Raw genomic sequence first — 20,988 nt, 5'->3', positions numbered from 1 at the left:
CCGCTGCGCGACCTCGCGCGGTGCCCGGGGTGCGGGCCTGTGAGCCCGGTCATGGGGGCAGGCCCGGACGCTCGCTAGACTCGCCCGCATGTGTGGGATTGTGGGTTACACGGGAACTGCTCCGACTATCGCGGACGGCAACGCGTCAGGTGCCGCCGCGCCGTCGGGCATGCCTCTCGAGGTGGTGGTCGAAGGGCTCCGCCGGCTGGAGTACCGCGGGTACGACTCGGCAGGCGTCGCGCTCGTCGCGCCTGGGCTGGACGGCGTCGCCTGGGCCAAGAAGTCGGGCAAGCTCGCCAACCTGATCGAGGCACTGGAGCAGAACCCGCTGCCCGCCGCCACCGCGGCGATCGGCCACACGCGCTGGGCCACGCACGGCGGCCCCACCGACGCGAACGCCCACCCGCACCTGGCCGACGGCGACCGGCTCGCCGTGATCCACAACGGCATCGTCGAGAACTTCGCCCAGCTCAAGGCAGAGCTGCTGGCCGACGGCGTGACGTTCCGCTCGGAGACCGACACCGAGGTCGCCGCTCACCTGCTGGCCAAGGCGTACCGCGAGACGGGCAACCTCACGGAGGCCATGACGGTCGTCGCGGGGCGCCTGCACGGCACGTTCACGCTGCTCGCCGTGCACGCCGACGCACCGGAGACGGTGGTAGGGGCGCGGCACGACTCCCCGCTCGTGGTGGGACTCGGCGAGGGGGAGAACTTCCTCGGTTCCGACGTCGCGGCGTTCATCGCGCACACCAAGGAGGCCCTCGAGCTGGGCCAGGACCAGGTGGTGACCATCACCCCGACGTCGGTGGTCGTCACCGACTTCGACGGCAAGCCCGCCGACGCCAAGCGCTTCACGGTCGACTGGGACGCCGCCGCCGCCGAGAAGGGCGGCTTCGACTCCTTCATGGACAAGGAGATCCACGACCAGCCGCAGGCGGTCGCCGACACGCTGCTCGGCCGGACGGACGCCTCCGGTGCCCTCGTGCTCGACGACCTGCGCATCGACGAGTCGGTGCTGCGCGCGGTGAACAAGATCATCGTCGTCGCCTGCGGCACGGCCGCCTACTCCGGGCACGTGGCCAAGTACGCGATCGAGCACTGGTGCCGCATCCCCGTCGAGGTCGAGCTGGCGCACGAGTTCCGCTACCGCGACCCGATCGTCGACGAGCGCACGCTGGTGGTCGCCGTGACCCAGTCCGGCGAGACCATGGACACCCTGATGGCCGTGCGGCACGCGCGCGAGCAGGGCGCCAAGGTGATCTCCATCGTCAACACCCACGGCTCCACGATCCCGCGCGAGTCCGACGCAGTGCTGTACACGCACGCCGGCCCCGAGATCGCCGTCGCCTCCACCAAGGCGTTCCTCGCGCAGATCACCGCCGCCTACGTGCTGGGCCTGTACCTGGCGCAGCTGCGCGGCAACAAGTTCCCGGACGAGATCGCCACGCTGCTCGACGAGCTGCGCGACATGCCGCGCAAGATCCAGACGGTGATCGAGCGCGGCGAGTACGTCCGCGCGACCGCCCGGTCCATGGAGAAGTCCGACAAGGTGCTGTTCCTGGGGCGGCACGTCGGGTTCCCGGTTGCCCTGGAGGGTGCGCTCAAGCTCAAGGAGCTCGCGTACATCCACGCGGAGGGCTTCGCGGCGGGTGAGCTCAAGCACGGCCCGATCGCACTGATCGACGAGGGCCAGCCCGTGTTCGTCGTCGTACCCTCCCCGCGCGGGCGCGACTCCCTGCACTCGAAGGTCGTCTCGAACATCCAGGAGATCCGGGCGCGCGGCGCGCGCACCCTGGTGATCGCGGAGGACGGCGACGACGCGGTGCGCCCGTACGCCGACGAGATCTTCTGGATCCCGCAGGCGCCCACGCTGCTCCAGCCCCTGCTAGCCGTGGTGCCGCTGCAGATCTTCGCGATGGCGCTGGCTACCGCCAAGGGCCTCGACGTGGACCAGCCGCGCAACCTCGCCAAGTCCGTCACCGTGGAGTAGTCCGTCCTGGCCGTTCCCGCCGAACCGAGCGTCCCGCTGTGGCACGCTCGGCGGCGTGGAACTCAAGAAGCTCTCCGACGACGTCGAGATCATCAGCCGCGCGTACGCGCGGATATACGGCGTCGAACGCACCGACGACTGGCTCATGCTGAAGCTCCACGAAGAGGTCGGCGAGCTCACGCAGGCGTTCCTCAACCTGTCCGGCCGCTCGCGCGACCGCGGCCTGTCCGACGACGAGACGCGGGACGCGTTCCGCGGTGAGGTCGCGGACGCCCTGGCGCAGCTGCTGCTCGTGGCCCGGCGGTTCGACGTCGACCTGCCCGAGGAGCTGGAGCGCAAGTGGTTCCGCTGGCGGCACCTCGTCCAGCCGGAGGACACCGCGGGCATCCGGGATGTCGGTGACCCCGTCTAACCTCATGGCTGACGAGAGGGGCGTACATGGCGTACGTGGAGGTTGACGGGGTCCGGGTGCACTACGTGGAGCACGGTTCGGCAGGGCCTGGGGTGGCTACCGTGGTGCTGGTCCACGGGTTCCCGGTGGACCAGCGGCTCATGGTCGGCGCGTTCGAGCCGGTCTTCGCGGACCGGCCGGGCTGGCGTCGCCTCTATGTCGACCTGCCGGGCATGGGCGGGACGGTTGCGCCGGACGTCGCGAGCACCGACGACGTCTTCCGGACCCTGCGGGCCGCCGTTCAGGCGCTCGTGCCGGAGGGGCCGTACGCCGTCGTGGGGCAGTCGTACGGCGGGTACCTGGCGCGCGGGCTCGCTGCCGCCGACGCCGGACGAGTGGCCGGCCTGGCCGTCGTGGTGACCGTCGTCGAACCGCGCCACGAACTGCGCGAGCTCCCGCGGCGTCAGGTGCTGGTCCAGGACCCGGCGCTCGTGGAGCGGGTCGGGCCGGAGGCGCTCGCGGCGGAGGAGGTCCTCGTGGTCCAGACGGACGAGACCTGGACGCGGTCGCGGCAGGAGGTCGATCCCGGCCTGGCCGCAGCCGACCCAGAGGTTGTCGCGCGGGTCGAGGCGCACTACGCAGGGGGCTTCCCGGTCGAGCCGGTGCCCTTCGACAAGCCGGCGCTCGTGCTCGTCGGGCGGCAGGACTCGGTCACCGGCTATCGCGACGCGTGGGGGCTCGTCGAGCACTACCCCCGGGCGGCCTTCGCCGTGCTGGACCGCGCGGGGCACTCGCTGCACCTCGAGCAGCGTGGGCTGTTCGAGGCGCTCGTCGGCGAGTGGCTGGACCGCGTCGAGGAGGCGGGTGCGGCGTGAGCGCGGGGCGCGCCGGGTGCGGCCGAGGGTTCAGCCCGACACGGCGACGTAGACGAGCAACGTGAGGATGGCGGCGATCATGACGCCGAAGACCAGGACCATGACCTTGGGGAAGGGCAGCTTGTCGTCGTCCGCAGGCATGGTTACCTCCTGAAAATGAAAGATGATGCGCCGCGGGCAGAACGCGGGCGCAATCTTTACCGTTACGTTACTGTGACATGGTGCCCCAAGTCGGGCATCCTGCGCAAGACTGCGGTTGTGGGACGGGACGGAGCCTGCGGCCGTCGGCGGCCACCTAGGCTGTGCCAATGATCATCGGGACGGGCATCGACGTGGTCGACGTGGCCCGGTTCATGGAGACCCTCGACCGGACGCCCCGGCTGCGCGAGAAGCTGTTCACCGAGGTCGAGCGCGAGCTGCCGCCGGCGTCCCTGGCCGCCCGGTTCGCCGCGAAGGAGGCCATCGCGAAGTCGCTCGGTGCTCCGGGAAACCTCCGGTGGCACGACGTCACGGTGCACCGCACGGTGGGTGGCCCGCCCCGGATCGACGCGAGCGGCACCGTGGCCGCCCGCGCCGCCGAGCTCGGTGTGCGCACCTGGCACATCACGATCTCGCACGACGCGGGCATCGCGTCGGCCATGGTGATCGCGGAAGGGTGACCTTCCGCCCCAGTTACTGGAGCTCGGGGATGACCTGCTTCTCGAAGAGCTCCAGGCCCGTCTGGTCGTAGGCGGCCTCCTGGAAGTACGTGATCGCGTACTCCATGCCGCGTGAACGCATGTCCTGCAGCCGCTCGACGATCTGCTCGGGTGTCCCGACCAGGAGCCCGCTGCGCCAGGTGTTCATCTCCTGGTCGGCCTTCTCGGGGACCCACTTCCGCAGGTGCGCCTCGATCCAGCCCAGCCGCTCGGCGACCTCGGCGTCGTTCTCACCGATCACCACGTTGTAGTTCGCCGACCGGGTGATCTCACCGAAGTCGCGCCCCACGTCCTTGCAGTGCGCCTCGAGCACGCCCGACTTGTGCACGAACCCGTCGGGGCTGCCGTCGAAGTTCGTGTACTGGGCGTGCTGCGCGGCGATGCGCAGCGTCTTCTTCTCGCCGCCGCCGGCGATCCACAGCGGGATGGACGGCACCTCGGCGCCGCCGTCGCCCACCGGGAGCTGCTGCAGGGGCTGCGGGTAGCAGAGGGCGCCGTCGACCTGGTACTGCTTGCCCTCGAACGTGCCGGAGGAGCCGGTGCGCCACATGTTCGACATGATCTGCACGCCCTCGTCGAGCGCCCGCAGCCGCTCGCCTGCGGACGGGAAGCCGTAGCCGTACGCGCGCCACTCGTGCTCGTACCAGCCTGCGCCGATGCCCATCTCGACGCGGCCACCGGAGATCGTGTCGACGGTCGAGGCGACCTTGGCGAGGTGTGCCGGGTTGCGGTACGCCATACAGGTGCACATCTGGCCCAGCCGGATGCGCTGGGTGGCGGCCGCGAACGCGGCCATGAGGGACCAGGCCTCGTGCGTGGCCTCGGTGGTCACCTCCGGGACGGTGTGGAAGTGGTCGAAGACCCACGCCGACTCCCAGGCGAACTCGCCGCCGGGGACGGCCTCGCCCGCCGCCTGGTTCTCCGCGCGGTGCACGAGGGAAAGCATGGAAGCCCACTGATCGGCAGGGGGGATGTCGACCAGGTCGAGACGCCAGCCCTGCGGGATGAAGAGTCCGAATCGCATGGTCCGACCTTATGCCGACAAGGTTGCGGACGGGAGGGGCCGTCCATTTCGCCCAGGATTTGTACCTCGGACGGTGGCGGAAGCGGCACTATAGGACTGTGAAAGACGCGTGGAGTTCCGACGAGGTACGAAAGGCCGAAGAGCCACTGATCGCTGCCGGCGAGCCGCTCATGGCCAGAGCGGCGTACGCGCTGGCCCAGGCGGTGCTCCGCGAGGTGGCGGCGCCGCGGGCCGGGCGCGCCCCCGATCACCGGCTCGGCCGTCCGGGCACCGTCCGCCTGCGCGGCAGCCTCGGTTCCGACGGACTCCCCGGCACCGCCCGCATCCGCCCCGGCCGCGCGACCGGCCCCAGGGTCGACGTACGCGGCACCAGCGCTCTGCTGCTCGTCGGACCCGGTAACAACGGCGGCGACACCCTGTTCGCCGGCGCGCACCTCGTGCGGCGCGGTATGACGGTCACCGCGGTGCTCGCGTCGGCGCGCGCCCACGAGGACGGCCTCGCGGCGTTCCGGGCGGCGGGCGGAAAGGTGCTGACGCTCGCCGACGTCCGGGTCCCGGCAGTGGTCCAGGCCGCACTCGCCTCCGACGTCCTGCTGGACGGTCTGGTCGGCGTCGGCGCACGTGGCGCGCTGCGTCCCCCGGCCGGCGGCCTGGTCCGGACGCTCGCGGAGGCCCGCGAGAAGGCGGGGGAGCGCTGGCCGCTCACCGTCGCCGTCGACATCCCGAGCGGCATCGGCGTGGACGACGGCGCGGTACCCGGCCCCGTCCTGCGCGCCGACCGCACGGTGACGTTCGGCGCGCTCAAGCCCGGCCTGCTCCTGCCGCCCGCGGCCCACCTCGGGGGCGACGTCGAGCTGGTCGACGTCGGCTTCCCCGTGGTCGCGGGCGCCGAAGGCTGGTCAGGCACCGTGTGGGGCGTGGCGACGGGCAGGCACGCGATGAGCGGGACGGACCCGGCGTCGGGCCGGGTGCGGCGGATGGAGCCGGCCGACGTCGCCGGGCTGTGGCCCGTCCCCAGCACGCACGACCACAAGTACACGAGGGGCGTGGTCGGCGTGATCGCGGGTACGAGCACCTACCCGGGCGCGGCTGTCCTCGCGACGTCGGGTGCGGTGCTGGCCGGACCCGGCATGGTGCGCTACCTGGGGCCCGAGGCGGTCGGCGCGCGCGTGCTGCTGGCCCACCCCGAGGTGGTCGTGGCGGGCGGCCGGGTGCAGGCATGGGTACTCGGGCCGGGTGTCCCCGCGCTCGGCCCCGAGGACGGGCCGGACGACGACGGCCAGGCCCGCCGGATCTTCGGGGCGCTCGCCGCGGTGACCGGCGTGCTCTCCGAGGACGTGACCGGCGGCAAGATGCCCGCCGTCATCGACGCGGGCGCGCTCACCATGCTGGAGCACAGGCTCCCGGCCTGGGCGGTCCTGACCCCGCACGCCGGCGAGCTGGCAGAGCTGCTGCAGGGCCTGGGACACGACGTCGACCGCACGGCGGTCGAGGCGCAGCCGCTGCACTGGGTGCGTACCGCGCACCAGGCCACCGGCGCGACCGTGCTGCTCAAGGGCGCGATCACCGTCGTGGCGGGGCCGGGCGACGTGTACGCCCAGGCCGACGCGCCGGCCTGGACCGGAACGGCCGGGGCGGGTGACGTGCTCGCGGGGATCCTGGGGACGCTGCTCGCCGGCCGCTCCGCCGACGTCGTGGAGGACGAGACGCTCGCGGCCCGGCTCGCGGCCGTCGCCGTGCTCGTGCACGGCCGGGCCGCGGCGCGGGCGTCCGCCGGTGGTCCCGTGACCGCCCTGGAGATCGCCCGGGCGGTGCCCGCCGTCGTCGCCGAGCTGTTGCGCGCCTGAGACCGGGCGCGCCCCGGGCTAGGGTTGCTGCGATGAGTCAACGTGTCGTCGCCTGGGGTCAGGAGCTCCGTGAGGTCCACCGGCGGTTGCGGGACGCGCTCGCCGTGGCGCGGTCCGCGGTCGAGGACGGCGCGGAGGGGCCGGCGGCGGCGAGGGAGCTGCAGCTCTACTGCGTGGGCTTCTGCGCGGCACTCACCGGCCATCACCGCAGCGAGGACGCGACGCTGTTCGACGTGGTGCTGGCGGACCGGCCCGAGCTGGCGCCCGTCGTCGCCGACCTGAAGCGGGACCACTCGATGCTCGACCACCTCCTGGGCGAGCTGGAGCGCGCCGCCGTGTCGGGTGCGGCGCAGGACGAGCTGCTGCGGCACCTCGACGGCATCGAGGCCGTCATGGAGACGCACTTCCGGTACGAGGAGAAGAAGCTGGTCGACGTGCTCGACGGCGCGGTGCGGCCCGACGTGGGCAGACAGGAAATGCTCGGCCCCCTGGCGTGACGCCCCCGCCCCTGGAATGAGACATTCCGCCCGGATTTGCGGGTGCGGAGTTTCCCCTACCTGTCCGAGATCCGCCAGTAGAGCCGTAATATCCCGTACCACACGCTCATCCTGCACGATTCATCTCCTGTCATAGACTCCTGAGGCGCTACTGATAGACATTCATGTAAGTGGCGAATTGGGGTGTGCGTGCCATCAAGTAACGGGCCTTCCGTGGCAGTGCCTTCGGCAGTGCCGAAGGCATGGACGAACCAGGCAGGCAGCAGGGGGAGGGACCTCGTGGTCCACGGGCGTGATCGAGAGCTGCGGGTCATCGGGCATTTCGCAACCGACCTGGACCCGACGGTCCTTGTCGTGCGCGGACTGAGCGGGATCGGCAAGACCTCGACGGTGCTCCACGCGCTGAAGCAGGTCGGCGCGGGCTCGTCAGCGGTCCGCGTGGTACGGCCGTGCTCATCCAGGCCGTCGGCGCACGACCTGGACAACAGCCGGCGGGTCGACCTGTCGGCCTGGTCCGTGCCGGACGATCCGGAGGACGGCCCGGGCTTCGACGCGGCAGGGTTCCTGCGCGCGGTCTCGGTCTGGGCAGGCGACGGCGGCTCCGGGCCGCGTGTCCTCTTCGTCGACGACGTCGGGGTGCTGACCGCTGAGCGAGCGCGCTGGCTCCAGCACCTGGCGGACGAGGCGTACGGACAGGACTGGCGGGTGATCGCCGCGGTGCGGAGCATCGCGGTCGAGCCGCTCTCCGACGACGTCGAGGTGCTCGAGCTCGGCCCGCTCGACCGGATGTCCCTGCGCCGTGCGCTCGCGACGGAGATGAGCGCCCCGGTGGCTGCCGACGTCGTCGAGCACCTGCGCTGGTGGAGCGCAGGCAACCCGCGCCTCGCCCTCGAGCTCGCGGGTTCGCTGAGCGCCGCGGAGCTGCGCGGGGACGTCTCCTGGGCCGGACCCGAGACAGTGGGTTCGGCCGCTCGGCGCGCCTACCGCGCGATGCTTGCCGGGCTCGACCCGGCGACCATGACCGCGCTCGCGACCGCACCCCTCGGCGGCGCCTCGGCGGCGCGCCGGGACGGCCGCTCGAGCGTGCGGCACCCGCTGCTCGCCCTGCTGTGCAAGGAGGTGCGGGGTGCGGACGGCCAGATGGATGGCCGGGACACCCTGGCGCCGGAACGCGACGTCACCGACGCCGGCGCGCTGCTGAGGATCCTCGACGGGCTGCACCTGGAGGAGCTGCCGGCGCGCGCGTGGGCGGCCGTGGCGGCCGCGCCCGACCCGCACCTGGCTGCGCGCGCCGTCGGGGTGTCCCTCATGACCGGGCGCGCCTGGCGCGACCATCTGGCCGGCTCGCTGGTGCCGGACGGGGTGGGCGCTGATTGGACCGACCACCTGTGGTGGCGTGACCTGACGGGCGTCGGCGCGGATGCCCGCGCCGCGGGAGCACGGGTCGCCGAGGCGCTGCTGTGCCTCGAGGACACGGGCGACCTGCCGGACCCCGGCGCGCTGCGGGCAGACCTGCGGCTGATCGGGCCCACGCCCGGCCAGGACTGGGTGGGCGTCGACATCCAGGTACGCGCCCTCCTGACGCTGGGGGACGTGGTCGGCGCACGCGGTCTCCTCGCCGACCACTCCGGCGCGACGCCGGACAGGGCGGTCGCGGAGATCGTCGCGCGCGACCTCGCGGCGGCCCGGGTGGCCGCGTTCGACGGGCGCGCGGTCGACGTCCGCACGCATATCGCGCACGCCACCGAGCTGCGCCCGTCCGTCGAGGCGTGGCTGCCGGCCCGGGGCATGCGTGCCTCGGCGGACGCCGTCGTCGACGGGACCGTCCCTGGCAGCACGATGCCGGCGCAGGCGGGCAGCTGGTCGGCGCGGGTGCTCGGCGAGTACGCCGCGGACCTTGGCGCCGCCCACCTCGTCGTCGGACAGGCGGAAGGAGCGGTCGCGCTGCTGACCATCGCGCTCGAGCACTGCGCCTGGCCCTACCGGGGACGCGTGCAGGTGCGGTGCGACCTCGTGGAGTCCGTCATGGCCTCCACGCCGCCCGGCAGGGTGGGGCCACGAGCCCAGCGGCTGCTCGATCCGCCCGTGGCGCCCGAGGAACGGTCGACGCCCGACGTCGCCGCCGCCTATGCAAGGCTCTGTGCGCTGCTGGCCGACGACGGTGTGCCGTCGGTAGCGTTCGAGACCGCGCTGCACGCCCCGTCCGCCCCCATGTCGCCGTGGCAGCGGGTCCGCATGCTCGTCGCGTACGGCCGGTACGCGGTGACGCGCGGCGGCCGCGCCACCGGCAACGCGATGCTCGACGAGGCGAGGACGCTCGTGCGGCTGGCCGGGATGGCCGGCTGGCTGCGGGGTATCGACGTCTTCCTCGCGGAGGCCGATGCGAGCGGTGGTGCCGGCCCCGAGTGGGAGGTGCTCGGCACGCACGAGCGGGAGATGGTCAAGCTGGCGGTGCACGGTGCGACGAACTCGCAGATCGCCCAGGCGACCTTCGTGTCCGAGCGGACAGTCGTGAACCGGCTGCGCCGGGCCTACGCCACGCTCGGCATCCGGGACCGTAGGGACCTGGTGCGGCTCGCCGAGACCCGTCCCCCCGCTTGGCTTGCCGGTGGCTGACACCCGACCTGAACGCAAGGTTTTCACCTGCTGTTGGTAGGGTTTTTCACCCGGCATTTCGGACTTCCTTCACTTCTCCCCGCGCACTTGCATGCGCACGCCTTTATCGCGCCTCTTATCGATTCGAGCGCACGGCGAATTGCGTTGAGTTGCGTCAGCGCACGATTGCCGCTCCGCCTGGCAGGTCCCTGGGAATCACTGTTCTCTAAAGCCCGGGCACGGGTGTGTCATACGCCTCGCCCCAGCCGATTCCGGACGTGATCACGTACCGATCCGGACGCTTTCACTTGAAGCGTGTATATGGAGGAGTGAGTTCTCTTGAACCGAACGCAAGTACCGTCAGGCCGACGTCGGAAGGGCGGCGCCCCGTGGCGCCGGACCCTGGCGACGGCCGCGGCAACCGCAGTCGTGGTTACGGCCACCGGACTGCCTGCGGTCGCAGTGAACAACTACCCGGACGAGCCGTCCGAGGCCGCTGCGAGCGTCCTCGACTCGACGCTCTTCCAGGAGGCGCTGCTGGCAGCCGCTTACTCGCAGGCCGGCTCGGAGTCGAACCCCGGGCCGAACGAGGGCAACCTCAACGTCGAGCTGCTCGGCTCCGAGCTCATCAAGCTCAATGACATCGAGGTTCGCCTCGACGAGATCCTTGACTACGGTCAGGCTGGCGCGCTCGTCAGCAGGAGCGAGGCGTCGTCCCCAGTCGACGCGTACGCGGTGTCGGGCCTGCTCGGCGCGGACGGCGGCGTCCACCTCGACGGCAAGACCGAGGACTTCGGCAAGGCGTCCGTTGACGTCCTGTCCGTCGCGCGCCTGCTGGGCATCGACGGCCTCACCGACAAGATCGTCGACCAGCTCTTGCTCGAGGCAGGTGCTGCCGCAGCCGAGGTCAAGGCCGAGGACGGCGTCATCCTGGACCAGGACGGCGTGGGTGGCCTCGGCCAGTACCGCGTTGCCGACCTGGACCTGTTCCTGCACTCCCCGGTCATCGAGGACGCTGCCGCGTCGATCTACGACATCGGCGGCACCATCGACACGACCGTCGAGGACCTCGTCAACGAGAACCTGGACGACAGCGCCCTGACCGGCCTGTTCGACGCGGTCCCGGGTGTTCCGACGCCCTCGATCACCGTCGACAGCAACATGCAGGAGAACCTGTTCGAGTCCGTCGTGGGCGAGCCGATCACCTCGGCGAACCAGCTCATCACGATCGACCTGTCGACCGGTCAGCTGGAGATCCACCTCGACAAGCTTGTCGACAGCCCCGAGGGTAACGAGGAAGGCCTCAACGGCCTGCCCGCGAACACCGAGCTCATCGACGACACGACCTACCCGCTCATCGCGGAGACCGTGCACGAGCTCATGCAGGAAGTCACTCGCGTCCTCATCGGTGCGATCGAGGACTCGCTGAACTCCGTCACGATCAACATCGCCTTCTACGAGGAGGGCGCCCTCGGCACCCTCGACGTCTCGTGGTCGCTGCCCCTGGTGGACGCCGTGAACGGCGACTTCCCCGAGGCAGTCAACAACAGCACGGGCACCATGGGCCCGGTCGCCACGGTCCTGGTCAACACCATCAACACGGTCGGCCCGGCGCTCGCGCCGATCCTGGCCCCGGTGTACGAGCTGCTGATCAGCGACGAGGGTGACAACATCTTCGAGCTGCTGATCAACGACCTCAAGACGGACTCGATCACTGCCCCGATCCGCGAGCTGCTCTCGCCGGTCTTCGATGTCCTGTCCAAGGTCCTCTCGATCACGATCAACCGTCAGGTCACCGAGACGTCTGACTCGGTTGCCCCGACCGCCACGGCGGCCGAGGTCGTCACGTCGCTCGACCTGAACGCGCTGAGCATCGCGCTCCTGCCGGGGGAGAACGAGCTTGCTCGGATCAACCTTGGCAACGCCGCCGTGCGCATCACGCCGGACGACGGTGGACCTGGCGACATCGACCCGTCGCTGTCGGTCGACCCCGCCACTGTCGCTCCTGGCCAGTCGACGATCACGACCGGTGAGGGCTACACGCCCGACTCGACCGCGACCGTTCAGCTGACCGACCCCGAGGGCAACCCCGTGGGCGACGCCATCCCGGTCGACACCGACTCGGACGGTTCGTTCACCGTCGCGGTTCCGGTTCCGGCTGACGCCGAGCTCGGCGTCTACCCGGTCGTGGGTACGGACGACACCACCGGTGAGGCCGCTGAGGCCCCGCTGGCAGTGGTCGCCGGATCCGACATCTGCGCCATGGACCCGACGCTGACCGTCGAGCCGGGTGCTGTCTACCCGGGCGACACCGTCTCGATCGTCGGCCAGGGCTTCCCGGCGGGCGTTCCGGTCGCCGTGCAGCTGCGCGACGCCGAGGGCAACCCGGTTGGCGACGCGGTCATGGTCACCCCGGACGAGGCCTGTGGCTTCATCACCGACCTGACCGTTCCTGAGGACGCAGAGCCCGGCGACCACGTCGTCGAGGCCGTTCCTGAGGACGGCAGCGAGGGTGCCGAGGCGCCGCTCGAGATCCTGCCCCCGGGCACGAACCCCCCGGGTGAGTGCACGAACCCGAGCATCGTTGCTGACCCGGCAGTGGTCGAGGCCGGCGACGAGGTCATGGTCACCGGTTCGGGCTTCCCGGCCGGCTCCACGGTCATCGTCCAGCTGAAGGACACGCAGGGCAACGACATCGGTGACCCCGTCACCGTGACCGTCGGCGACGACTGCGGCTTCGAGACCCCGATCACGGTTCCCGAGGGGACCCCGCCGGGTGTCATCATCGTCGACGCCCAGCCGGAAGACGGCGGCGAAGGCGCGCAGACGCCGATCACCGTCGTGGCCAGCAACAGCGGCTCCGGCAACGGTGACGGCAACGGTGATGGTTCGGGTGCGGGCGCCGGTAACGGCGACGGCGGCCTGGCCAACACCGGTGCGAACGTCGCGGTCCTGATCGCCGCCATGGTGCTGCTGCTCGGTGCCGGTGCGGTCATGATCAAGCGTCGCCGCGAGATCAGCCAGGCCTTCGCCACCGCGATGGGCCGGATGTCGGGCGACAAGCCTGCCGTCTGATGAGCTGAGTCTCTGACGCAGTAGCAAGTGTCTGACGCAGTAAGACCGGCCCGGTGCGACGTCGTCGCACCGGGCCGGTCCTGTTCCCGAACGGCCCACCAACGGGCCGTGTGCCCGAGATCCAAGGGGGAGTCGTGTCCGAGCTGTCGCCGAGACGAGGGGTGATTCCGGCGGTCGTCGCAGCAGCGGCCATCGTCGCGCTCGTCGTGGCTGCGATCCTGGTCGTGGAGCACGCGCTACCTGCAGCGCCTGCCCCGCTGACGGAAGAGAACAGGGCGTCGGGCGGTGTGGACCTGAGGTGCCCGGAGAACGAGTCGATCACGCAGGAGCTGCTCAGCCGTTCGACCTGGACCATGTGCTGGCGGGTGGACTCCAGCCGCGGGCTGGTGCTCGAGGACGTCCACTTCACGCCGGCAGGCCACAAGCCGGTGCAGGTGCTGGCCGAGCTGTCCATCGGGCAGCTCGAGGTGCCGTACGACACGGGCCTGCGCAATACCGAGGACATCACCACGCAGGGCTTCGGCGGCCCCCAGATGATGACGCTCACCCCGACCGAGTGCCTGGGCGAGCGTCTCGAGACGTACCTGCCGAAGGTCGGCGACGGTTCGCTGGGCGGGGGCGGCGCGAAGCGTCAGGTGCTCTGCCAGGAGGTGGTCGACGGCGGCATCGCGTACCGCAGCGGCGAAGGCGAAGGTGCCGAGGTGGCACGGCGCACCGACCTGCGGCTCGCGACCATCTCGAAGGTCGGCTGGTACGAGTACGTCAGCCAGTACACGTTCGGCAGCGACGGGACCATCCGGTCCGACCTCGGCGCCACGGGCGACCTGTCGCCGGAGGACTACGGCGACGACCCCGCCCACGGCTGGCCGGTCGGCCCGGGAGACACCGACTACGCCACCAGCCACTCGCACAACGCGGTGTGGCGGGTGCACTGGGCGCTCGGGGGCCCGAGCAAGCAGGCGGTCGAGCAGTACGACGCCGCACCGACCGGCGAGCAGGGGCCGCGGGCACCGCTCGTGGAGGGCGATCTCACCCCGATCACGCACGAGGGCACCGCGGCGGCGGCGGACCGCCGCTGGTGGCGCGTGGTCAACCCCGCCGTCCTCAACGAGGACGGGCACGAGATCTCCTACCAGGTCGATCTCGGCGCGACGACGCCGTTCGAGCTCACCCAGGACCACCATCACGACGACGTCGACGACGCCGGGTACGCGATCGCGTTCACCGAGGCCGACGACTGCCAGCTGTTCGCCACGGCGAACAAGGAGGGCACGTGCGGTTCGGGTGTGCTCGACTTCGCGCAGGACAAGGCGGAGCTGTCCGACGTCGTCACCTGGGTCGCCGTCGGCTTCCACCACGTCGCGCGCGACGAGGACCAGAGCCCGATGGAGATGCACTGGCAGGGCTTCACCCTGACGCCGCGTGACCTGACCGCCCAGCGCGTCGACCCGCCGTCGGCCCGCGAGGACGTCAACGGGAAGCCCGCCGAGCTGCCCTGACGCAGCCGCCCTGAGCCAGAGGGTATCCCCGCGTATCCCCCGGCCACCAGCCGATATCCCCCGGTCGGGGGAGGGGGAGAGCACGTGGCGGACGGGAGTGTGGAGGCACACCGCACGACCGACCGGAAGGAACCGTCATGGAACGCCTGCCCCGCGCCACGCTCATCGGCGCCACCATCGCGAGCGGCGCCACCGCGCTGCTCGGCCTGGCCTGGATGCTCGGACTCCTGCCGAACGTCTACGCAGACCCCGCAACCGCACTCCTGGTCCGGTTCGCCCGACAGGACGCCGCGACCACCGTCCACGTCGTCACGGCGCTGGCCGGCGTCGCGAGTGGTATCGCGGCGCTCGCCGGCGTCCTGCGCATGCGGGGCCGGGTCTGGGCAGCGGCGCTGCAGCTCGTCGTGTTCGGCGTGGTGCTGCAGGGCAGCGGCCCGCTGTCCACCATGGGCTACCTCGTCGCCATGGCGATGCCGTTGGCCGTCGTGGTCCTGCTCGTCCAGGTGGTGCGCCGGTACCGCGTCGCCCGCTGGACGGTCGGCGTACCCGGCCTGGCCCTGCTCGTCGTCGGCGGGTTCCTGGCGCGGGACGCCCTCGCCGGGATGGTGCGCATGCTCGGTGCCGGCCTGTTCGAGAACCGTGCAGGGCTCCTGCTCTCCCTGCTGGTGCTCGCGGCCGGGACCCTGTGGTCGGCCGTCGGGGTACAGGCCCTGGCGGGCACGCCGGTCATGGAACGCACCACGGACTGGGTGGTGCGGCACCGCAAGGCCATCACGATAGTTGCCGCCACCGGACCGCTCCCGTACGCCCTCGTGCGGCTCACCTGGCTCACCCCGTGGCCGCAGCTCGGGTTCGACCTGGACATGTCCACGCGGATCTGGGGGCTGACGCTGTCCAGCGGCGCCTGGCTCGGCGTCTTCCTCACGCTGGGCCTGATCCGACCCTGGGGCGAGGTGTTCCCCCGCTGGATGCCGGGGCTTGCCGGGCGCCGCGTACCCATCGCCGCGGCCGCCGTGCCCGGTGGTCTGATCGCGGTGACCCTTGTCTTCTCCGTGGTCCCGATGCTGGTGATGTTCAGCGGGCAGAGCCTCGTCGAGGGTGTCGTGGGGGCCGTCGTGTTCCCGTGCTGGTACTGGGGTCCGGCCCTGGCGCTCGCCGTCTGGGGCTACGTCGCCCACCGGACCCGGTCCGAGCGCTCGCCGGTGCCCGACGCCGGGACGCCCGCCCGGGAACAGGTCCCGGCCGTCTGAGGCAGCAGGTTGCCTGGCGGGTGGACCTGAGGACCGGAGAGGATGACGGCATGCGGGCGACGAGGCGGCAGCTCACCAGGGGTCTCGCCAGGGAACTCACCAGAGATCTCGCTCGGTATCTCGCTCGGCGGTTCGCCTGGCAGATGCTGGGCGGGGCGATCGGGCTGGCCCTGGTGCTGCTCGTCTACAGCCTGCTGAACATCGTCGCCGGAGGGCTGCCCGCCTGGGTGGTGGCGGTTGCGACGGTCGCGGCCGCCATCGGGCTCGGGCTGGTACCCGGCGCACGGGAGCTGGAGGTCACCGCGGCCCGCGCGCTGCTCGACGTGGACGACGAGCTGGTGGTCCCGGCCCGGCCCCGCCCCGCGCACCGGCTCCGGACGGCGGCCTGGGTGGCGGGACACCTCGCCTCCGGCCTGCTCGTGGCGGCCGGGCTGTTCGCGGGCGTCCCGATGGCGGTTCTGATCGGCGTTGAGGCAGTCGCCGGGGAGGCGCTGCGCTCCGGGGACTCGTTCTACACCGGGCTGCCGCTGCCGACCGGGCCGGTGTCCCTCGCGCTGCGGCTGGTCGCGTGCGCCGCGTTCGCACTGCTGGCCCTGATCGCCACGTGGCCGCTGGGTGCCGCCGCCGCGGCGCTCGCCGGCCGGGTGCTCGGGCCCACGCCGCACGACCGCATGGAGACGGCGCTCGCCAGGGCTCGTCGGGAGGCGGAGCACACCCGCCTGGCGCGCGAGCTGCACGACGGGATAGGCCATGCGCTGACCGTCGTCAGCGTCCAGGCGGCGGCCGGACGCCGGGTGGTCGCGGTCAACCCCGATGCGGCGGCCGAGGCGCTGGCCGCCATCGAGGACACCGCACGGTCGGCGCTCGCCGAGCTCGACCAGCTGCTGGCGATCCTGCGGGACGACGCCGACGACGACGCACCCGTGGCGCTCGCACCCGCGCTGGAGGACGTCGTCACCGCCCACCGCCGGGCAGGACTCGACCTGGCCGCCCGCATCGACCTGCCTCCGGGTCTGCCGGCTCTGCTGGGCCGGACCGTGCAGCGCATAGTCACGGAGGCGCTCACCAACGCCCACCGGCACGGCGCTCCCGGCCCCGTACGGCTCACCGTGGGGCACGGCGGCGACGAGGTGCGGATCGAGGTCGTGAACCCGATTCTCCTCGGTGCGCGTCCCGGCAGGCGCCAGTCCGGAGGGCGCGGCCTGTCGGGTATCCGGGAGCGCGTGGCCCTGTTCGGCGGCGCCGTCCACGCGGGGCCGGACGGCGACCGGTGGGCATTCCGTGCGACGCTGCCCTGCGCGCCCCAGGCAACAGGCGGGGCCAACCGGAAGGATCCAGATGCCTGACACCCAGGTCCGGGTGCTCGTCGCCGACGACGAACCGCTCGTCCGCAGCGGTCTGCGTCTCATCCTCGACGCCGAGCCAGATATCGAGGTCGTCGGCGAGGCGGGCGACGGCGCCCAGGCGGTCGAGCTGGCGCGCGCCCTGCGGCCCGACGTCGTCTGCATGGACGTGCGGATGCCCGGCGTGGACGGGCTGCGCGCGACGGAGCTCGTGCTGCGGCTGCCGGACCCGCCCCGCGTGCTCGTGGTGACGACGTTCGAGCACGACGGCTACGTGCTCGACGCGCTGACGGTAGGGGCGTCCGGATTTCTGCTCAAGCGGGCGGGCGCCGACGAGATGGTGCAGGCGGTCCGGACGGTCGCCGTCGGGCAGAGCCTGCTGTACCCACAGGCGCTCCGGGACCTGGTCCGGACCCGTCCGCGTGCGGCGGCCGGCGCGCCGGTGCTGACGCCGCGCGAGCGAGAGGTGCTGGGGCTGGTGGCCCAGGGCATGACCAACGCGGAGATCGCCGCCGCGCTAGTGGTCGGCGTCGAGACGGTGCGCACGCACGTGGCGTCGGTCCTCGGGAAGCTGCAGGCCCGGGACCGGACGCAGGCGGTGGTGCTCGGGTACCGGGCAGGGCTCGTCGACCTGTAGCTGGTCCGGGCGTCAGTCCCGGGGGAGGGCCATCTCCACCTGGTCCGGGAACGGCGCGTAGTCGGACGCCAGGGTGCGTCCGGTCCGGCGCCAGCCGAGGTGCTCGTAGAAGCCGATGGCCTGGTCGTTGTCGGCGAGGCACCACAGGCGCGGGTCGCGCATCTCGGCGACCGCCGCGTCCATCGCCGCGCGGGCGAGGCCGGCGCCCCAGCGGGACGGGTGCACCGCCAGGTGCCGGAGCAGCCGCTCGTCGTGGGCGACGAAGCAGGCCAGCCGGGAGCTGTCCACGTCGTCGTCCAGGACGAGCACGCGCACACCTGGCTCGGTGAGCGCGGACTCCCACTTGGCCCGGACCTCGTCGGCGGGGAAGGGATACATGCCCGGCGGGAAGATATGGCCGAGCGCCGCGATCCCAGCGGCGCGCTCGACATCGAGGAGTGCCTGCGCGTCCTCGGGCGTGGCCTGCCGGAATCGGGTCGGTTCCATGCTCAACAGCGTATGCCCCGCCTGCGCCGCGGGCACCACCGTCGAGATTTGCGGAGGGCCGCGATCGACCGGGCACCCTACCGGCTGGCCCAGCTGCTGAAGATCGGGTGAAAGATTTCCCGGAAGTGCTGTGACCTCAGCGCGGTTCGAGCGTCAAGGCTGCATGACAGATACAGCATTCAGTGCAGTGATGTCCCGCTTGACGGCGCTCGACACGCTCTCGCTGCGAGTGAGTCAGGACTGGCTCGCGTTCGGCCTTGATCGGGTCGACGTGCTGGTCATCGACATTCTGACGGTCAGCGAGCTCACGGCCCTGCCGCTCGTGAGCAAGCACAGGCTGATCGCGGAGGAGTCCGACCCCGGAAGGGAGCTTGGCCTGACGAGGGTGTGGACCGGCTGGCTCGGCGACGCCTCGGACGTGGTGCCGGTCGCCATGCGGCTCACGCTCGCGCCCAGTGATGACTGAGGAGGAGGCCGCCGCCGCCTCGACGGCGGCGGCGGCCTGACCCTCAGCGCGGCAGGTGTGCCTCGATCTCGCCGACGATCGCCGGGTCGTCCGGCAGGGTCTTCGGTGAGTAGCGGCGCACATCGCCGCCGGGCAGGACCAGGAACTTCTCGAAGTTCCACCGGATCTTGCCCGAGTGCCCTTCGGCGTCCTCTGCCTTCTTGAGCTCTTCGTAGAGCGGGTGAGCGTTTCTGCCGTTCAGCCTGATCTTGTCGAGCACGGGGAACGTGACGCCGTACGTCATGGAGCAGAACTCGGCGATCTTCTCGTTCGAGCCCAGCTCCTGCAGGAACTGGTTGCTCGGGAAGCCCAGCACCGTGAACCCCCGGTCCTGGTACTTCTTCTGCAGCTCCTCCAGGGTCGCGTACTGCGGCGCCAGGCCGCACCGCGATGCCACGTTGACGACAAGCACCACGTCGTCCTAGTGCTCGGCCAGCGAGATCTCGGTGCCGTCCATGGTGTGGAAGCGGATGTCGTAGAGGTCCATTCCCGCATCGTCCATCTTTGTTGCACTCACTGCAAGGTTTCAGACGGGCTGGATCTCCGGAGCGGCTGTGGTGTTCGACTCATCTGTGTTCGACTCGTCGGCGGCGGAGATGTCGCTCTCCGCTACCGTCTTCCGCTCGTCGTAGACGTCGCGGTCGATCTCGCCGCTCGCGTTCGCGACGAGCATCGCGACGAGCGTGTCGCCGTTGACGTTGAGGAACGTCCGGAAGATGGACGAGGCGGACTTTCCTGTTCACGGCGCGCCGGAGGTAATGCCGGTACAAAGGCCTCGCGAATCGGCACAATCGACCCATGCCTTCCTCACGTCGTCCGGCGCGACCCTCGGGCTCGGCGCGCGGTTCGGGCGCACGCCCGTCGTCGACTCCGCGTGCCGGAGCGGGTGCGTCGGGCGTGAAGAAGGCAAAGGACTCGAAGCCGACGCCGAAGGGCAAGGCCGCCCCGAAGAAGCCGTCCGGTCCGACGGCGAGTGGTTCCACCGCGAGAGGTTCGGCGCCCGGCGGGTCGGCCGCTCGTCAGCCCGCCGCGCCGTCGTCGGCGAGCCGCCGTGCTCCCACGCCGCGGAGCGCGCCTGCACGGTCTGCCGCGCGCCCGGCGTCTGCCGCCCCGAGGGCTGCGCGGCCGGCGTCGGGCGGCGGGGTGAAGCGACCCACGCAGCCGCGTCGCCGCAGCGCTGTCAACGGCAGCGTCCCGCCGCCGCGTGCCGACCGTAAGCGCGGCAGCTTCGGGCTCGTGCTGCCCGAGGTGCTGACGGTCCGCGCGATGGTGCTGTCCGTGGTGGTGCTCCTCGCGGTGGTGCTCCTGCTGCCGACCGTGCGCGCCGCCGTGACCCAGCAGGCCGAGCTGCGCGAGCTGCGGTCCGAGCTGAACCAGCAGCTGGTCCAGAAGGAGGAGCTCGACACCGAGCTCGCACGCTGGGACGACCCGTCGTACGTGATCGAGCAGGCACGGTCGCGGCTGCACTTCGTCATGCCGGGGGACAAGGTGTGGCGTCCCCTGGACACCGACTCCGTACAGCAGGAGGAGCCGCCGCCCGGTGTCGTCGAGCCGTCGCCCGGCGCGTCGGAGGATGCGGATACCCCCTGGTTCACGAGCGTGTGGGACTCCGTGCGGATCGCGGGCGGCGAGGAGTAGGCGCGCGCGTTCGCCAGATCACGTGCCGCATCGCTCCTGGGGACAGTCTCTTGAGGGACAATGGAGCGGTGAACTCCGTGATCGAGACAGTGTCCGACGACGATCTGCGCGTCCTGGCCGAGCAGCTCGGCCGCGAGCCGCGCGGCGTCGTGGGGATCGCGGCGCGCTGCGTGTGCGGCCGTCCGACCGTGGTGCGCACCGCGCCGCGCCTGCCCGACGGCACCCCCTTCCCGACCGTTTTCTACCTGACCCACCCCGGTGCGACCGCGGCCGCGTCGACGCTCGAGGCGAACGGCGTCATGAAGGAGCTGACGGCGCGACTCGAGCAGGACGAGGAGCTCGCCGCCGCCTACCGGAAGGCGCACGAGCACTACCTCGCCCAGCGTGAGGCGATCGGGCACGTCGAGGAGATCGCCGGCATCTCGGCCGGCGGCATGCCGACGCGCGTCAAGTGCCTGCACGTCCTCTTCGCGCACGCGCTCGCCGCGGGCCCTGGCGTGAACCCGCTGGGCGACGAGGCGCTGGAGCTGGCCAAGGACAGCTGGCGCCCGGACCGCTGCACCTGCTGACCGGGCCGGCACCCACCTCCGCGGCCGCGTGAGGTTTCTCGCGGATCCGGCTTCTTCGACGCCTCGCGG

Annotated in this window: 19 protein-coding genes; 15 read left to right on the top strand and 4 right to left on the bottom strand. The window is 71.6% G+C overall.

From position 1 onward, the window contains the following. The first annotated feature begins 88 nt into the window (after positions 1-88). The 4 genes from glmS to AB0F70_RS03460 all read left to right on the top strand — a co-directional run bounded on the left by glmS (position 89) and on the right by AB0F70_RS03460 (position 3,915). Positions 89-1,990: a glutamine--fructose-6-phosphate transaminase (isomerizing) gene (glmS, locus tag AB0F70_RS03475; RefSeq protein ID WP_357443671.1), complete on the top strand. Its 1,902-nt coding sequence runs from the start codon at positions 89-91 to the stop codon at positions 1,988-1,990. A 55-nt stretch (positions 1,991-2,045) separates the two neighbouring features. Beyond that, on the top strand, positions 2,046-2,402 hold the full coding sequence (locus AB0F70_RS03470) for a pyrophosphatase (RefSeq protein WP_357443669.1): 357 nt from the start codon (positions 2,046-2,048) through the stop codon (positions 2,400-2,402). Positions 2,403-2,428: 26 nt separating this feature from the next. After that, positions 2,429-3,256: an alpha/beta hydrolase gene (locus tag AB0F70_RS03465; RefSeq protein ID WP_357443667.1), complete on the top strand. Its 828-nt coding sequence runs from the start codon at positions 2,429-2,431 to the stop codon at positions 3,254-3,256. A gap of 308 nt (positions 3,257-3,564) precedes the next feature. Then, the gene (locus AB0F70_RS03460) at positions 3,565-3,915 is read left to right on the top strand and encodes a holo-ACP synthase (protein WP_116673618.1); all 351 of its coding nucleotides are present in this window, start codon (positions 3,565-3,567) and stop codon (positions 3,913-3,915) included. A 13-nt stretch (positions 3,916-3,928) separates the two neighbouring features. Here the strand turns inward: AB0F70_RS03460 and AB0F70_RS03455 are convergent, their stop codons facing one another. Beyond that, a complete protein-coding gene (locus AB0F70_RS03455) occupies positions 3,929-4,978 on the bottom strand; it encodes an LLM class F420-dependent oxidoreductase (protein ID WP_357443665.1) in 1,050 nt (349 codons plus the stop codon). Positions 4,979-5,148: 170 nt separating this feature from the next. Here AB0F70_RS03455 and AB0F70_RS03450 point away from each other — a divergent pair, with 170 nt between their 5' ends. From AB0F70_RS03450 to AB0F70_RS03415, 8 genes are all read left to right on the top strand, one after another. Continuing rightward, complete coding sequence (locus tag AB0F70_RS03450; protein WP_357443663.1) at positions 5,149-6,825, top strand: NAD(P)H-hydrate dehydratase; 1,677 nt, start codon at positions 5,149-5,151, stop codon at positions 6,823-6,825. Positions 6,826-6,857: 32 nt separating this feature from the next. Beyond that, positions 6,858-7,322 carry a hemerythrin domain-containing protein gene (locus AB0F70_RS03445; RefSeq protein ID WP_357443661.1) on the top strand — a complete coding sequence of 155 codons (465 nt, stop codon included), beginning with the start codon at positions 6,858-6,860 and terminating at the stop codon, positions 7,320-7,322. Between the two features lie 354 nt (positions 7,323-7,676). Further along, positions 7,677-9,938, top strand: a complete 2,262-nt coding sequence (locus tag AB0F70_RS03440; protein WP_357443659.1) for a helix-turn-helix transcriptional regulator — start codon at positions 7,677-7,679, stop codon at positions 9,936-9,938. A gap of 408 nt (positions 9,939-10,346) precedes the next feature. Then, on the top strand, positions 10,347-12,992 hold the full coding sequence (locus AB0F70_RS03435) for a choice-of-anchor G family protein (RefSeq protein WP_357443657.1): 2,646 nt from the start codon (positions 10,347-10,349) through the stop codon (positions 12,990-12,992). 134 nt (positions 12,993-13,126) lie between these two features. Continuing rightward, the gene (locus tag AB0F70_RS03430) at positions 13,127-14,491 is read left to right on the top strand and encodes a copper amine oxidase (RefSeq protein WP_357443655.1); all 1,365 of its coding nucleotides are present in this window, start codon (positions 13,127-13,129) and stop codon (positions 14,489-14,491) included. A gap of 137 nt (positions 14,492-14,628) precedes the next feature. Continuing rightward, the gene (locus tag AB0F70_RS03425; protein ID WP_357443653.1) at positions 14,629-15,741 is read left to right on the top strand and encodes a hypothetical protein; all 1,113 of its coding nucleotides are present in this window, start codon (positions 14,629-14,631) and stop codon (positions 15,739-15,741) included. A 50-nt stretch (positions 15,742-15,791) separates the two neighbouring features. Further along, the gene (locus AB0F70_RS03420) at positions 15,792-17,087 is read left to right on the top strand and encodes a histidine kinase (RefSeq protein WP_357443651.1); all 1,296 of its coding nucleotides are present in this window, start codon (positions 15,792-15,794) and stop codon (positions 17,085-17,087) included. Beyond that, entirely contained in the window at positions 17,080-17,721 is a 642-nt protein-coding gene (locus AB0F70_RS03415) for a response regulator transcription factor (protein ID WP_357443649.1), read from the top strand. The genes AB0F70_RS03420 and AB0F70_RS03415 overlap by 8 nt, the downstream gene beginning before the upstream one ends. Positions 17,722-17,733: 12 nt before the next feature. On the opposite strand, the gene AB0F70_RS03410 is transcribed toward AB0F70_RS03415, so the two are convergent. Further along, complete coding sequence (locus AB0F70_RS03410; protein ID WP_357443647.1) at positions 17,734-18,207, bottom strand: GNAT family N-acetyltransferase; 474 nt, start codon at positions 18,205-18,207, stop codon at positions 17,734-17,736. Between the two features lie 190 nt (positions 18,208-18,397). Here AB0F70_RS03410 and AB0F70_RS03405 point away from each other — a divergent pair, with 190 nt between their 5' ends. Beyond that, positions 18,398-18,673: a hypothetical protein gene (locus AB0F70_RS03405; protein WP_357443645.1), complete on the top strand. Its 276-nt coding sequence runs from the start codon at positions 18,398-18,400 to the stop codon at positions 18,671-18,673. A gap of 43 nt (positions 18,674-18,716) precedes the next feature. On the opposite strand, the gene AB0F70_RS03400 is transcribed toward AB0F70_RS03405, so the two are convergent. Further along, positions 18,717-19,127, bottom strand: coding sequence for a glutathione peroxidase (locus AB0F70_RS03400; RefSeq protein WP_357443643.1), 411 nt, complete (start codon positions 19,125-19,127; stop codon positions 18,717-18,719). A gap of 111 nt (positions 19,128-19,238) precedes the next feature. Beyond that, positions 19,239-19,385 (bottom strand): hypothetical protein, encoded by a 147-nt coding sequence (locus AB0F70_RS03395; protein WP_357443641.1) that lies wholly within the window; start codon positions 19,383-19,385, stop codon positions 19,239-19,241. Between the two features lie 125 nt (positions 19,386-19,510). Between AB0F70_RS03395 and AB0F70_RS03390 the strand changes: the two genes are divergently transcribed. Continuing rightward, the gene (locus AB0F70_RS03390; RefSeq protein ID WP_357443639.1) at positions 19,511-20,350 is read left to right on the top strand and encodes a septum formation initiator family protein; all 840 of its coding nucleotides are present in this window, start codon (positions 19,511-19,513) and stop codon (positions 20,348-20,350) included. A gap of 68 nt (positions 20,351-20,418) precedes the next feature. Next, on the top strand, positions 20,419-20,919 hold the full coding sequence (locus tag AB0F70_RS03385; RefSeq protein ID WP_357443637.1) for a DUF501 domain-containing protein: 501 nt from the start codon (positions 20,419-20,421) through the stop codon (positions 20,917-20,919). Positions 20,920-20,988: the final 69 nt, after the last annotated feature.

This window comes from Promicromonospora sp. NPDC023805 (assembly GCF_040639635.1).
Classification (GTDB): Bacteria; Actinomycetota; Actinomycetes; order Actinomycetales; family Cellulomonadaceae; genus Promicromonospora.
The sequence above is the reverse complement of the archived record's forward strand: the minus strand, read 5'-3'. Positions and strand labels throughout refer to the sequence as shown.

Excerpts from the sequence above, each read along its gene's own strand:
- AB0F70_RS03410 (WP_357443647.1), bottom strand. The coding sequence starts at position 18,207 with ATGGAACCGACCCGATTCCGGCAGGCCACGCCCGAGGACGCGCAGGCA.
- AB0F70_RS03450 (WP_357443663.1), top strand. The coding sequence starts at position 5,149 with ATGGCCAGAGCGGCGTACGCGCTGGCCCAGGCGGTGCTCCGCGAGGTG.
- AB0F70_RS03420 (WP_357443651.1), top strand. The coding sequence starts at position 15,792 with ATGCGGGCGACGAGGCGGCAGCTCACCAGGGGTCTCGCCAGGGAACTC.
- AB0F70_RS03415 (WP_357443649.1), top strand. The coding sequence starts at position 17,080 with ATGCCTGACACCCAGGTCCGGGTGCTCGTCGCCGACGACGAACCGCTC.
- AB0F70_RS03405 (WP_357443645.1), top strand. The coding sequence starts at position 18,398 with ATGTCCCGCTTGACGGCGCTCGACACGCTCTCGCTGCGAGTGAGTCAG.
- glmS (WP_357443671.1), top strand. The coding sequence starts at position 89 with ATGTGTGGGATTGTGGGTTACACGGGAACTGCTCCGACTATCGCGGAC.
- AB0F70_RS03445 (WP_357443661.1), top strand. The coding sequence starts at position 6,858 with ATGAGTCAACGTGTCGTCGCCTGGGGTCAGGAGCTCCGTGAGGTCCAC.
- AB0F70_RS03425 (WP_357443653.1), top strand. The coding sequence starts at position 14,629 with ATGGAACGCCTGCCCCGCGCCACGCTCATCGGCGCCACCATCGCGAGC.
- AB0F70_RS03460 (WP_116673618.1), top strand. The coding sequence starts at position 3,565 with ATGATCATCGGGACGGGCATCGACGTGGTCGACGTGGCCCGGTTCATG.
- AB0F70_RS03390 (WP_357443639.1), top strand. The coding sequence starts at position 19,511 with ATGCCTTCCTCACGTCGTCCGGCGCGACCCTCGGGCTCGGCGCGCGGT.
- AB0F70_RS03465 (WP_357443667.1), top strand. The coding sequence starts at position 2,429 with ATGGCGTACGTGGAGGTTGACGGGGTCCGGGTGCACTACGTGGAGCAC.
- AB0F70_RS03455 (WP_357443665.1), bottom strand. The coding sequence starts at position 4,978 with ATGCGATTCGGACTCTTCATCCCGCAGGGCTGGCGTCTCGACCTGGTC.
- AB0F70_RS03395 (WP_357443641.1), bottom strand. The coding sequence starts at position 19,385 with ATGCTCGTCGCGAACGCGAGCGGCGAGATCGACCGCGACGTCTACGAC.